This window comes from Marinobacter sp. G11, from assembly GCF_021282325.1.
Lineage (GTDB): Bacteria > Pseudomonadota > Gammaproteobacteria > Pseudomonadales > Oleiphilaceae > Marinobacter > Marinobacter vinifirmus.
The window spans coordinates 1-12,995 of sequence record NZ_JAJSPB010000017.1 but is presented as its reverse complement, the minus strand read 5'-3'; the positions used below and the strand labels follow the sequence as shown (position 1 = coordinate 12,995).

Annotated in this window: 7 protein-coding genes and 3 pseudogenes; 4 read left to right on the top strand and 6 right to left on the bottom strand. The window is 60.0% G+C overall.

The features are described 5' to 3' along the window. The first annotated feature begins 56 nt into the window (after window positions 1-56). The gene (locus tag LWH94_RS11820) at window positions 57-443 is read left to right on the top strand and encodes a RidA family protein (RefSeq protein ID WP_022988806.1); all 387 of its coding nucleotides are present in this window, start codon (window positions 57-59) and stop codon (window positions 441-443) included. Here LWH94_RS11820 and LWH94_RS11815 read toward each other — a convergent pair. Beyond that, the gene (locus tag LWH94_RS11815) at window positions 436-1,305 is read right to left on the bottom strand and encodes an NAD-dependent epimerase/dehydratase family protein (RefSeq protein WP_232902344.1); all 870 of its coding nucleotides are present in this window, start codon (window positions 1,303-1,305) and stop codon (window positions 436-438) included. The genes LWH94_RS11820 and LWH94_RS11815 overlap by 8 nt on opposite strands. Window positions 1,306-1,381: 76 nt before the next feature. On the opposite strand from LWH94_RS11815, the gene LWH94_RS11810 reads away from it, so the two are divergent. From LWH94_RS11810 to LWH94_RS11800, 3 genes and pseudogenes are all read left to right on the top strand, one after another. After that, window positions 1,382-2,341, top strand: coding sequence for a hydrogen peroxide-inducible genes activator (locus LWH94_RS11810; RefSeq protein ID WP_232902343.1), 960 nt, complete (start codon window positions 1,382-1,384; stop codon window positions 2,339-2,341). Between the two features lie 8 nt (window positions 2,342-2,349). Next, window positions 2,350-4,425: an ATP-dependent DNA helicase RecG gene (gene recG / locus LWH94_RS11805; RefSeq protein ID WP_232902342.1), complete on the top strand. Its 2,076-nt coding sequence runs from the start codon at window positions 2,350-2,352 to the stop codon at window positions 4,423-4,425. A 14-nt stretch (window positions 4,426-4,439) separates the two neighbouring features. After that, window positions 4,440-5,321: pseudogene (locus LWH94_RS11800) on the top strand (HDOD domain-containing protein); the annotation flags it as partial. Between the two features lie 7 nt (window positions 5,322-5,328). Here LWH94_RS11800 and LWH94_RS11795 read toward each other — a convergent pair. The 5 genes and pseudogenes from LWH94_RS11795 to LWH94_RS19610 form a co-directional block, all read right to left on the bottom strand. Continuing rightward, complete coding sequence (locus LWH94_RS11795; protein ID WP_022988801.1) at window positions 5,329-5,787, bottom strand: DUF2489 domain-containing protein; 459 nt, start codon at window positions 5,785-5,787, stop codon at window positions 5,329-5,331. A 43-nt stretch (window positions 5,788-5,830) separates the two neighbouring features. Then, a complete protein-coding gene (locus LWH94_RS11790; protein ID WP_232902340.1) occupies window positions 5,831-8,128 on the bottom strand; it encodes a molybdopterin-dependent oxidoreductase in 2,298 nt (765 codons plus the stop codon). 163 nt (window positions 8,129-8,291) lie between these two features. Then, a complete protein-coding gene (locus LWH94_RS19530; protein ID WP_232902339.1) occupies window positions 8,292-11,123 on the bottom strand; it encodes an Ig-like domain-containing protein in 2,832 nt (943 codons plus the stop codon). 212 nt (window positions 11,124-11,335) lie between these two features. Next, a pseudogene (locus LWH94_RS11780) lies at window positions 11,336-12,313 on the bottom strand (aromatic hydrocarbon degradation protein); the annotation flags it as partial. A gap of 371 nt (window positions 12,314-12,684) precedes the next feature. Then, window positions 12,685-12,774, bottom strand: a pseudogene (locus tag LWH94_RS19610) (PEP-CTERM sorting domain-containing protein); the annotation flags it as partial. Between the last annotated feature and the right edge of the window lie 221 nt (window positions 12,775-12,995).

Here is a 12,995-nt window from a genome sequence, read left to right as displayed (position 1 = left end):
AGTCGCCACGTTGAAGGGAGAGGATTGGCGTTTTGAACGAGAGGAAAACGCAGGTCATGACCAATAAATCTGTTATCCAGACCGAAAACGCCCCGCAGGCGATTGGTACCTACTCCCAGGCAGTCAAAGCCGGAGATACCGTGTATCTGTCTGGCCAGATTCCCCTGGACCCTGAAACCATGGAAGTGGTGCCCGGTGACTTTGCCGCCAAGACCCGTCAGGTGTTCGAAAACCTGAAGGCTGTGTGCGAAGCCTCTGGTGGTGAACTGAAAGACATCGTAAAACTGAACATCTACATGACCGACCTGGCCAACTTCGCCACGGTGAACGAGATCATGGCCACCTACTTCCAGGAGCCGTACCCGGCCCGCGCCGCCGTAGGCGTGGCAGCGCTGCCGAAAGGCGTGCCGGTGGAAATGGAAGCGGTAATGGTGCTCAGCTGAGGTTGTTGATCATCTCCCGGTATCCCGCCTTGTAGTCGGGGTACCGGAACTCGAAACCGCTGGCCAGCAACCGCTGGTTGTTACACCGCTTACTCCCCGCACGTCCGCCCTTACGGGCACCCTCTACCGGATCTTTGCACGGCACCTGCTGCCGAACCCAGTTCACCACCTCATCCAGTCGCACCGGCTCGCAATCGCTGCCGATATACAGGTTTTCCAGCTCCTGGCCCTGCAATGCCTGCTGGCTCAGGTACGCGATGGCCCCGGCGGCATCCTGTTCATGAATCCGGTTGCTGAACGGTGCCGGTGGTTGCGGGTTCATCCGGCCTTCCAGAACTTCTTCCAGGAACCGCTGGCGGGTAGGGCCGTATATGCCGCTGAAGCGCACCACGGTAGCCGGGTGAATACTGTTCAGGGCCGTTTGCTCGCCCTGCAGAATATGCTGGCCGGTAAACCGGTCCGGTTCGGCAGGGCTGGTTTCATCCACCCAGCTGTCATCGTCCTGGGCGTACACGCTGGTGCTGCTGATGAAGAACAGGCGGGTCAGCGGGTTGTTGCCGATGGCATCCAGCAGGTTCTGCAGGCCAGCGACATAGGCGTTGTGGTAGCCCTCGCCATCATAGCTTGAAGGTGTCAGGCAGTAGATCACAATGTCCAGGTTGTCCGGCAGCTTGCCTTGCAGGGTTTCCGGCCGGGTGAGGTCTGCGCCGATCCCGGTAATTCCCGCCGGAACCTTGTCCGGATTGCGGCGTAAACCGTACACCTGGCCGGCGCCGGTCAGGGCCAGGGCAATGTCGCCACCAAGCTTGCCGCAGCCGGCCACCAGAATTCGTGCAGATGGGTTGCGATCTGTCATTGCCATAGACAATTTCAATCCTTATGCTTTGGCTGATAAAGTATGTGAAACGTCGACCTGATCGATCCGACCGGAGCTCACCATGACACTCACCGAGTTACGATACGTTGTTACGCTTGCCCGGGAAAGGCATTTTGGCCGCGCGGCCGAGCGTTGTCACGTCAGCCAGCCCACCCTCAGTGTGGCAGTTAAGAAGCTGGAAGACGAACTCGGTATTCCCCTGTTCGAACGCAGCAAAAGCAGCATCCGGGTAACCGAAACCGGGCAGCGCATTATCGAGCAGGCCCAGCGGGTGCTGGACCAGGTGGGCGTGATCAAAGACATGGCCCAGGACGGCAAGAACCAGCTGAACTCACCGCTGAAAGTGGGGGCCATCTACACCATCGGCCCCTACCTGTTCCCGCACCTGCTGCCGGAACTGCGCCGGGCGGCGCCGGAAATGCCGTTGTATATCGAAGAGAACTACACCGCCAACCTGCGCCAGAAGCTTCGCCATTCAGAGCTGGACGCTATCATCATCGCCTTGCCGTTCGAAGAGCCGGAAGTGGTCACCATGCCGCTGTACGACGAACCCTTCGTGGTATTGCTGCCGGCGGATCATCCGCTCACTTCAAAAGACGAGATAACCGCAGACGAACTGTCCCGTGAGCAATTGCTTCTTCTGGGCCCGGGCCACTGCTTCCGGGACCAGGTACTGGAATCCTGCCCGCCGCTGGTGGATGCCATTACCAAGCGGGCAGATGGTGACAAACCGGACCTGGTGACCGAAGGTAGCTCCCTGGAGACCATCCGCCACATGGTGGCATCCGGCCTGGGTATTACCGTGTTGCCGCTGTCTGCGGCCACCGGAATGAAATACCACGAAGATATCCTGGCGGTTCGCCCGTTTGCCGCGCCGGTGCCTTTCCGGACCGTGGCGTTGGCCTGGCGGGTAACCTTCCCGCGGCCCAAGGCCATTGATGTGCTGTCGCTGGCGGCCAGCCAGTGCCGGGTGATCGAAAAAGCCAAAACCGAAACGCCGGCGGTTGCCAAGGGCGCCTGAGTGCCACTATGACGTCACTGGAAGACATCTCCGTTACCCAGCTGAAGGGCGTAGGAAACGCCCTGGCCGGAACATTGGCAAAACTCGGCATCCATTCCGTACAGGACCTGCTGTTCCACCTTCCTCACCGCTATGAAGACCGCACCCGGGTAATCCCCATGGGCAGCCTGCGCATAGGCGATGTTGCGGTGGTGGAAGGGGAGGTCATGAAAACCGACCTGGTGATGGGGCGGCGCCGTAGCCTGCAGGTCACCCTGAGGGACAACAGCGGTTTTCTGGTGATGCGGTTTTTCCACTTCAATGCCGCCCAGCGTAACCAGCTGACCGAAGGCACCCGGGTACGTTGTTTTGGTGAAGTCCGCCCGGGCCGCGCCGGTTACGAGTTTTACCACCCCGAATACCAGGTGAACCCGCCGCCCATGCCGGCGGGTGACGAAGCCACGCTCACCCCGGTCTATCCGCTCACCGAAGGCATACAGCAGCCCCGGGTGCGCGGGCTGTGCCAGCAGGCGCTGCAGTACCTGGACCGTTACCCCATCAAAGACTGGTTGCCACCGGAACTGCTGGCGGACTACCAGCTGCCGGGCATTACCGAAGCCGTAAAACTGGTCCACAAGCCCCCGGCCGATGCCCCGGTACCCCAGTTGGTGGAAGGCCGGCACCCGGCACAGCAGCGGCTGGTGATGGAAGAGTTGCTGGCACACCAGCTCAGCCTGCTGCAGGTGCGGGAACAGATACAGGCGCGGCAGGCCTTACCCCTGCTGCCCGCCGGTGATCTGACCGAACGTTTTCTGGAAGAATTACCCTTCAGCCTGACCGGCGCCCAGCGCCAGGTGATGAAGGAAATCCGGCAGGACCTGAGCCAGCCATTGCCGATGTTGCGGCTGGTGCAGGGGGATGTCGGTTCCGGTAAAACCGTGGTGGCGGCCCTGGCCGCACTGCAGGCCATCGGAGCCGGTGCCCAGGTGGCCCTGATGGCGCCCACGGAAATCCTTGCCGAACAGCACTACAATAATTTCCGGGGCTGGCTGGAGCCTCTGGGCATCCGGTTGGCGTGGTTGTCTGGCAAGGTCAAAGGCAAGGCCCGGCAGGAGGCCCTGGAGGCGGTTGCCAGCGGCGAAGCCCGGGTAGCCATCGGCACCCACGCCCTGTTTCAGGATGAAGTAAAGTTCAACCGGCTGGCCCTGGTGATTGTGGATGAGCAGCATCGTTTCGGGGTTCACCAGCGCCTCGCCCTGCGGGAAAAAGGCGTAGGCGGCTCGCTGGCCCCGCACCAGCTGATCATGACCGCCACACCCATTCCCCGCACCCTGGCCATGAGCGCCTATGCTGACCTGGATACATCGGTGATCGACGAGCTGCCCCCCGGTCGTAAACCCATAGAGACCATCGTAGTGCCCGACAGCCGGCGTGACGATATTATTGAACGGGTACGGAGCGCCTGCCGGGAGGGGCGCCAGGCCTACTGGGTGTGTACACTGATTGAAGAATCCGAAGCCCTGCAGTGCCAGGCAGCTGAAGTGACGGCCCAGGAACTTTCCGAGCGCTTGTCGGATCTTAAAGTGGGCCTGGTGCATGGTCGCCTGAAAGCCCAGGAAAAAGCCGAAGTGATGGAGTGCTTCAAGAACGGCGAGCTGGACTTGCTGGTGGCCACAACCGTAATCGAGGTGGGGGTGGATGTGCCCAACGCATCGCTGATTATCATCGAGAACCCCGAACGGCTGGGCCTGGCCCAGCTACACCAGTTGCGTGGCCGGGTCGGCCGGGGCGACCAGGCCAGCTTTTGCGTACTTATGTACCACCCGCCGCTGTCGAATAATGGTAAAGCCCGACTGCAGGCCCTGCGGGACAGCCAGGACGGCTTCTTTATCGCCGAGAAAGACCTGGAAATCCGTGGCCCCGGCGAAGTGCTGGGCACCCGCCAGACCGGGCTGATGCAGTTCCGCCTGGCTGATTTCGAGCGAGACAAGGGCTGGATAGAGCCGGTCAAGGAAATGGCGCCGGCGCTGGTGAAGCAGCCCGGCGTGGCCGAAGCCCTGGTGCGCCGCTGGCTCGGCGAAAACACCCGCTACGGAGAGGTCTGACCATGCACTTCCCGGCCTCCAGCAAGTTCACCAGTCTGCGCATTCTGCAGCGCCTTGAAGACACCCTGGAGCTGCCGCCCTTGCCGGAAACCACCCAGCGCATCATGCGCCTTCGGTCAGACCCGAAAGCCGTCATGGGAGACCTGGTCGACATAGTGGAGAGCGACCCGGGCCTGGCCGCCCAGGTGGTGAGTTGGGCCTCGTCCTCCTTTTACGCCTCCGCCGGGCAGGTGCGTTCGGTGCACGATGCCATCTCCCGGGTACTGGGCTTCGATACCGTGATGAACCTGGCCATGGGCCTTGCCCTTGGCCGTACCCTCAAAGCGCCGCTGGATCAGCCCGAAGGCTACCGGGACTACTGGCAGCAAGCCACCTGGCAGGCCCAGTCTGCCGGAATCCTCGCCGGGATGATGCCGAGAACAAAGCGGCCCCTGTTCGGGCTGGCCTACCTGGCCGGTTTGCTGCACAACTTTGGCGACCTGGTGCTGGTGCAGGTGTTCCCGCCCTACCACGAGCAACTGATGCGCTGGCAGGGAGATAACCCGGCCGGTGACCGAGCGGCCCAGGAGCAGAAGCTGATGGGGTTCAGCCGGGAACAGATCGCCGCCCGCCTGTTGGAGAACTGGGGCATGCCCGATGAAGTGACCCTGGCGGTGCGGCACCAGGCGGATGCCGACTACAGCGGCCCTCATCATTACCTGGCCAGAATTGTCTGGCTGGGCCGGCAGTTGCTCACCGCCCGGGGCTTGATGCCGGGCCGGGCAGAGCCGGTGCCCCAGTCTGTTTTTGAAGAACTGGGCCTGAGCCGGCAAAGGGTAGAGCAGCAGTTTGATGCGCTGGTTCATAACCGGGACGGCATCATGGCCATGGCCGGAATGATGCCGCTGGCCCGGTAACTGCGGTTCAGTCGAACCGGTAATGGCGAATGGCGGTAGCCGCCTTGCGCACATCCTCGGCGTGCTGCCGTTCTACCGCGAAGCGTTCCTTGTCCATCTTCTGAACCAGCTTGGCATCCGTGGCCTTTCGGGCGCGGTGGGTGGGCATGTGCTGGATCTTGTCGTGCACTTCCTGAAACACCCGGTAGGGCGCCTGGTCCAGCAGTTCCGGGGCCACGTAATCCAGCAGGCCCTTCAGGCGCAGGCAGGCTTCAGAATGTTCCACCTGTCCTTCTTCCACCGCCAGGGCAATAATGCGGATGCTTTCGATCATCTCGTCGCGCCGCTTGGCCTGGAACTCTTCCGCCTTCTTCTGGCGCATCCGGTTTTCGTTCAGCACCCTGGATTGCCGCCAGATGTAGAACAGCAGAATCCCGATCACCACCAGCCCGACAACAATAAACGACAGTTGCAGTCCTCTGGGCATTGTTGAACCTCGTATCAATGAATGGCGAGGCCTGCCCGGTTGGTCAGGCCTGTTTGCTTCGGGCGCCAGTTTGCCAGACTTTCACTTCCACTGCCTGCCCGTTCAGTACCGATGTGCCAGAAACCGGGTCGGTTTCGGTGTCGTCCAGGAGATCGTTGATGCTGGCACCGGCGTGGGCGCTGGCAATGGACTGCCCTGTGCCGGGCCGGCTGTGGCCCCAGCCGTGGGGAATGGACACCACCCCGGGCATGATATCGTCAGACACCTCCAGCGGAAGCACCACGGCCCTGCCGTCTTTCTGCACCTGTACCTGCGCGCCGTCTTCGAGCTTGCGATTTTGGGCATCTTCCGGGTGCATGATCACCGTACAGCGGCTTTTGCCTTTCACCAGCCGCTGGCTGTTGTGCATCCAGGAGTTGTTGCTGCGTACATGGCGACGGCCGATAAGCTGCAGGCTGGCGCTGGCTTCAGGCTGGTCCAGCAGGGCCTGAAGGCGCTCCACATCCGCCAGGTAGCGGCGCGGCGCCAGGTTGATCTTGCCATCCCGGGTAAACAGCCGTTGGGGCAGGGTGGGTTGCAGAGGGCCAAGGTCCACCCCGCTGGGGGATTTCTTCAGGGCGGACAGTGACAGCCCCTTGGGCATGTGCTGCCACTGCGGGTTCAGCGGGCTGAGCCGTGCCAGACCTTTGAGGGGGTGGCGTTCCGGCAGGATGCCGAGCACCTTGTCCAGCACCGGCTTGATCACACCGCCCACCCGGCCCGGGTTGGCGCCGCAGGGGCCGGTGCGCAGCAGCACATCCAGGATCGGGTCTGGCCCCAGCTTCTTGAACGCCTGCCAGCCCAGTTCCGCCTGCAATGGCAACTTCCCGCCCTTGCGCTGCCGCTCAAGGCGGTGGGCCAGTTCCAGGTTGATCTGCCAGTCGTGGCGGCTGTCCGGTGCCGGTTCGAACAGGGCTTCGCTGTACTTGGCCTGGTTGCGTACTGCCATCATGCTGAAAATCAGGTCGTAGTGGCTGCGCTCCAGCGCCGCTGTGGGCGGCAGAATTACATCGGCATGGCGGGTGGTTTCATTCAGGTAGTAATCCACCGACACCATGAAATCCAGCCCGGCCAGGGCTTCATCCAGGCGCTGACCATTGGGGTTCGACAGCACCGGATTGCCGGCCACGGTTACAAAGGCGCGAATTTGCCCCTCGCCCGGGGTCAGGATTTCATCGGCCATGGTGCTGGACGGGTATTCACCGCCAAATTCCGGCAACTTGCGCACCCGGCTGTAACGGTTGCCGAAGTGGCCGGCCTGGCCCACCAGAGCGCCCAGCGCTACCAGGTCCACCGCAGGTTGGGTAAACATCACCCCGCCCGGGGCATCCAGCTTGCCGGTCAGGATATTCAGGCAGTAAGCCAGCCAGGTGGTGGTGCCACCAAAGGCCTGGGTGCTGGTCCCCATTCGGGTGTGCAGGGCTGCCCTTGGCGTGGTGGCAAGCTGCCGTGCCAGGCCGCGAATGGTGTCGGCGCTGATGCCGGTATGGCTTGCGACGGCTTCCGGCGTAAAGCTCAGGGCAGCCAGCTGCAGCAGGTCCTGGTCTTTCACCAGCCCGGTAGCCGCGCCGGTACTGACCAGGTTCTCTGCAAACAGCGTGTGCACCATGGCCATCAGCAGCAGGGCATCGGTGCCCGGGCGGATAAAATGGAAATCATCGGCAATGCGGGCGGTTTCCGTGCGGCGCGGGTCGATGACGACCAGCTTGCCGCCACGTTTCCTGAGCTCCTTCACCCGCCCCCGGAAATCCGGCACCGTCATCAGGCTGCCGTTGGAGGCCATGGGGTTGCCACCGATACAGATAAACAGGTCAGTGCGGTCGATATCCGGAATGGGGAACAGCACCTGGTGCCCGAACATCTCCAGGCTGGCCAGCATATGGGGCAGCTGGTCGTTCGAGGTGGCAGAAAAGCGGTTCTGGCTGCCTATGGCCCGCAGCAGCGGCGTAATGGTCATGGCGGCGCCGTGGTTGTGCACATTGGGGTTGCCCAGATACACCCCGATACTGTTTCGGCCGTGGGCCTTGCGCACCTCATGCAGCCGCCGGGCGACCAGGTCGAAGGCCTCGTCCCAGCTCATTTCTTCCCAGCCGGTGGCGGTTTTGCGAACCGGCCGGCGCAGCCGTTCCGGGTCTTCATGCAGGTCCTGCAGCGCCACCGCCTTCGGGCAGATATGGCCCCGGCTGAGCGGGTCGTTGTCGTCGCCTTTGATAGCGGCAACCTTGCCGTTCTGAACCTCGATAGCCACGCCACACATGGCTTCGCAAAGGTGGCAGGTGCGGTAGTGGGTGCCGTTGTGCATAAGGATTCTCCGGAACTCTTGTTTTTAGGTTTCAAATTGAAACCAGATTATCAGGAAACGAACCGCGATGGGAAAAGGGTTTTTGTAAATGTGACCCGATAAGCCCGACAAAAAAGGCCAGCCCGAAGGCTGGCCTGAGGAGGGTCCGTATTACCTGGTTAACTTACTGAGCGGTTTGCTGCTCGTATTGGGCCGGCAGGTCTTTTACCGGGTTGGAGATGAAGTTTAGGTAGACGCCGTTTTCGGGAATGAACAGCGGGATTTCAATGTCGCCAGCCGGCACAGATTCAGTTGTTGAGTCACAGAAATCCAGTACGTTAAGGAAGTCCAAGGCGCAGGCGAATTCACGAAGCGACTCTTCCGGATCTTTCAGGAAGTTGAGGAAATCGGAAATAACAGGCGCGTCGACCGTGACGCTGACGGTTATGTCTGCAGGTATTCGAGGGGCGACGTTACGTTGCTCAATCTGCATCCTGCCATCATCGAAGAACACAATGTCGCCCTCAAGATCCAGAGTGAACGGATAGCTATAAAGGTTGTGCTGAAGGAGGCCCTCGATCGGCAGGTGCAGGTTGGGAGCATCCAAAGTTAATGCTGCCTCGGTCTTGAAGGTGGGTTGTCCATTTTCTCCCTCGATGATCATGCCTTCGACCAAGCCGAGTGGGTTGTCATCAGCTCTATCCTCAGGCGCTGCATAGGTCATCCTGAGAATTTGTGGCCCGGTGGCCTGCTCTCCAAGCGGAGTCAGATAAACACTGGCTGATGTGGTTGCCAGCATGGTGGGATACAGAAGTACCCTGATGCCCTCCTGTCCTGTTTCTTCGTCAATGGCAGGGCCGATTACTTCGGTATTCAAGCCATAAGTCTGATAAATGAACTTATTCATCGGGCAGTCATCACCGTTAGCATCACAACCAATGCGGGCAGGAATGATGCCGCTGTCGCCGCCAAGCAGTCTTGCGTCGTCTCTCAGGGCTAACTTAGCAGCGTTTGCGGAGGGCATATACTCGCCATTTTCATCCGGGGCGCCATGGTTAAATGGCTCCAGACAGCTAAGACCTTCTGGGTCATCACAGTCAATTTCATAGTTGGAGTTGGTGTCGCGAACCGGAAGGTTTCGTAGCGGCGTGAATACGGTACTTACCGCATCTGTTCCCCGGAAGTAAATGGCCATGTCTGGACCGCCTACATCCTCAGGATCTACCAGCAGATCGGTTTGTAGGGCCAGGCCATTATCACCTTCCGCACAGATTACACCGTCGCTGCAGGAACCATCCTGTTGAGATTTCATGGTGTAACGGTAGAAAACTCCTTCTTCCTTTGACCAAGGCTGGTCCGGGTAGAAACGGATGCGCTGGTTGTTCTTTTCCAGGCGGCCAGCCACGATTTCGCCCTCACCAACGGGGGTGTCAGACCCTGTAACCTTTTCAACGATGAAGGTTTGGTCGTTGATCGAGTCGAGGTTCATGGACTGCGAGAATACAACTACAATCGGGCGATCCTCAGGCAATGTCGTCAGAGGTAGTTGCTGTCCCAAGGGACCGTCGGGAGCCGAATCCAGACACTGGCCATGGGTTGGTGGATTGGCAGTAAGGTCTACGCCCGTGGTTACGCAAGGGAAACCAGGATAGGTTGTCAGCGCAATAGGGGAGCGGGAATTAAAGTTCTCAGAATTCTCCCCCAGATCTTCCATCACAAACGAGCGGGTCAGCGAGACAGGGTTGCCAGCAAGGTCGGTTACACCATTTACGCTGATATCGTATGTGGTGCCGTGTTTCAGGCCACCCGCGGGGTTCAGTGCGAGAGCTGTGCCATCTAGGTCGAAAGCAAAATCAACGGCGGCACTTGTGTCTGCAGAAGTAGCCGTCAAAGAGACGTTATCTTTAATAGAAGCCGGATCCAGCGGCTCATCAAAGAGCAAAATCACCGGGTCACCCGGCCGCTGCATGGACTGACGAGTAGCCGGAATGGCATCTTCCGCGCCCGGCATCCAGCTCACCAGTTGTGGCGGCGTGGTGTCCAGGTCACGCAGCCAGTCGTCTTCCGCATCCAGTGCCGAGTTTACGTCGGTGGCGGCTTTCAGCTGGAAGGCGATAGTAGAGTCGGTAAACTCCTGGCCCAGCAGGTTGGGTTCAACCATGCCAATGGCGTCGATGGTCAGTACGCCGTTCTGAACCAGGGCGATACCCCGAAGTTCCACGCCCATCAGATCCTGGGACAGCGCAGCGTTCGGCTGTGCTTCCTCGGTGTTCATGGATACATCCATAAACAGGGTGATGTGCCGCGGAGCGTTCAGGTCGTCGGTGTAGGGGTTGGGGCTCATGTAGCCGGAGGCATCCGACAGCATGGTTACCTTGATGGTTCCGGTCTGCTGTTTGCCGCCGGTTGCGGCATCCAGTACCTGTACCTTGCCACCCACTTTTACGTTCAGGCTGGTGCTTTCCAGCACGCTGCCTTTCGGAATCCGCAGTGGCAACGCTTCATTCGCTTCAAAGCTTGGTGAGTAAGCCAGTTCAGCAAACAGCGAGCCGGTTTGCTGGGAGGAGTCGGTTACGCCCTGCAGAACAGAGTTCAGAACAACCCCGTTTACCGCTTCGTCATTCAGCACGGACTTAATAGCGCCACCGTTGGAGTCCACAGCTTGCTGTTCCAGCATCACCGTCGGGCCTGTGTCTCGCGGCGTGTAGTTGTATTCAGCGGAGAAGCGGTTGTCTTCTGCGCTGTTGGTCAGGCTGGCCAGGTTGCTGAGCTTCAGGGTGTAGGTTTCACCGGCCGCCAGAATGTCTTCCTTACTGCCGCAACGTTCCGCCACGCAGGGGTCGACGGTGATGCGGTTACCTTTTACCAGCACGGTGGCCGGCACGGCTTCACCATTCTGGTCCAGCAGTTCGATGCTGCCACCCAGCTGTTCCCACTCCGGATGAACCGGTTGGGTCATGGCCAGCCGGAACGTGGAGAAGTTCATGGCCTGGAAAGCGCTGCCATTAGCCGGCACCTGCCAGGCTACACCGAACTGGTCGGAAGTAGTGCCCAGGCTTGCAACGCCGCTGAACTCGGCACGGGTATTGAACTGTATGCCATCTTCGCCAACGGCATTTGGTGTGCCGATAATCCGGCCACCTTCAGCTGCGAGGGGTTCACTGAAGCTGACATTGAAGTCGCTGCCGCTTGTCAGGGCAGTTGCGGGTTCCAGCTTATCTTCGGGCCGTTCACGCCGTTCTGCATGCGAATGGTGTCGCTATCAAATGCATCGCCGAGCTCGGACCAGTTCTGCTGCTCCACGCTACCACCTACGCGCCATCCGTCACCGGCGTACTGCATACCGGCGACATAGGTTTCCGGCTGGAAGGAGTCGATCGTGGAAACCGCCAGGCTAAGGCCCGGGTCCGGAATGGTCTGGGTAACGATGATGTTGGAGTCTACCGTGGTGGAAGCGGAAGACTTGGTGCGGTAAGCAAAGGCCGCTTCCCAGCCGTCCAGGAAGCAATCGTTTTCAGGGCAGAAGGTGCTGCCGAAATCTACGGTGGTGCCCAGAATCGTCTTCATGGCGGGCTCTGCGTTCACCGCCAGGCGTTCGCGGCTGGTTTCGCCGCCCAGTGTGGATACCGCATCCAGCTGCGCCGTAGCATCTAGGGTCACCCGCACCGACAGGCCAGCAGAAATGCCGCGCCACAGCGGCGTAGCGCCACCCACGTTCAGGAACAGCGGCTCTTTACCATATTGCAGGAACTGGCCGTTCTCGGAGGTTTGGGAGTTGAACGCCAGCATTTCCTTACCGTACTTCTCCACACCGGCAATAAAGCCCAGGTAAATGGGGTGCTTGAAGCGGGTGAGGGAGCCCAGGTTGGTTTTCATGCCGATCAGCACGTGCTGGCTGGGGGAGTTGGCCAGTACATCGCCGTTGGCATTGGGGTTGGCGGAACGCAGTTCCTGCTCGGCGTGCAGGATGCCGGTTGTCAGCTCACCCCGGGTGTCCTTGGTGAGAGACGCGGGGTTGTAGTAGGTGGCGGATACCTGGTCGTTGAACATGGACAGCGACTGGGCGGTTGCCACATCTATGGGCATTACGCCGTAAGTGGTGCCCAGGTTGCCCATGCTCGCCGAGGCGTTCATGGTAAGGCTGGCGGAAACTGCTGCAACTGCTAGGGACACTGCCCGTACGGAAAATCGGGGAGAGGGGACCATTGATACACTCCGTTCGCTCGTTATTGTTGTATTCAAACCTGACACCCTGCGCCATCGCGGACCTCGGGTTTGGCTACATTGGTTCAGTGGCAAGTGTATTGGGCTTGTCCGATGAGGACTTTGGCATTTTTGACACAGGTCAGTGTCGGTAAAACCACGTAGTGCTAGCCCGTGACTTCAAGTTAGCGCTAAGCCATTGAAATAACAGGTGTCAGGTGTGATTTTTTGTAGCGTAATGTTTCTTTGGCGGGGTAAAAAGAAAAGGATAAATTGTGTTGTTTGATAAATGTGACGGGGTGTTATGTGGCGTAATAGGCGGGTAAAAACCTGTGCCGGGGTGCTATGTAAAGTTTCCCGACACAGGCTTTTGGTTACTTCTGCAGTTTGCGGCGTGAGGCGATCAGGCCGGCAAGACCCAGGCCGAACAGGGCCAGGGTACCGGGTTCGGGGACGGTGGTGGTGTCACCGCTGAACTCGGTCAGGTGACTGAGCTGCAGCTCTTCCAGCTTGTTGGCGCCGAAGTAATCCAGCAGGTTGAACACGCCCCAGTCCATGTGCGTAAACCGCTGAAGGTTGCCACCCATTCCACGTGAAGCCTGCCACCCGGACCGGAGCAAGGCTGCCACCCATCGGAGCGTAGCGACGCGGGGTTTCTCTTCTTACTCCGAAGTCTCAGTGCCCG

Bases quoted from the DNA above. Each gene is read 5' to 3' on its own strand.
- LWH94_RS11820 (WP_022988806.1), top strand. From the start codon at position 57: ATGACCAATAAATCTGTTATCCAGACCGAAAACGCCCCGCAGGCGATT.
- LWH94_RS11815 (WP_232902344.1), bottom strand. From the start codon at position 1,305: ATGGCAATGACAGATCGCAACCCATCTGCACGAATTCTGGTGGCCGGC.
- LWH94_RS11810 (WP_232902343.1), top strand. From the start codon at position 1,382: ATGACACTCACCGAGTTACGATACGTTGTTACGCTTGCCCGGGAAAGG.
- recG (WP_232902342.1), top strand. From the start codon at position 2,350: ATGACGTCACTGGAAGACATCTCCGTTACCCAGCTGAAGGGCGTAGGA.
- LWH94_RS11795 (WP_022988801.1), bottom strand. From the start codon at position 5,787: ATGCCCAGAGGACTGCAACTGTCGTTTATTGTTGTCGGGCTGGTGGTG.
- LWH94_RS11790 (WP_232902340.1), bottom strand. From the start codon at position 8,128: ATGCACAACGGCACCCACTACCGCACCTGCCACCTTTGCGAAGCCATG.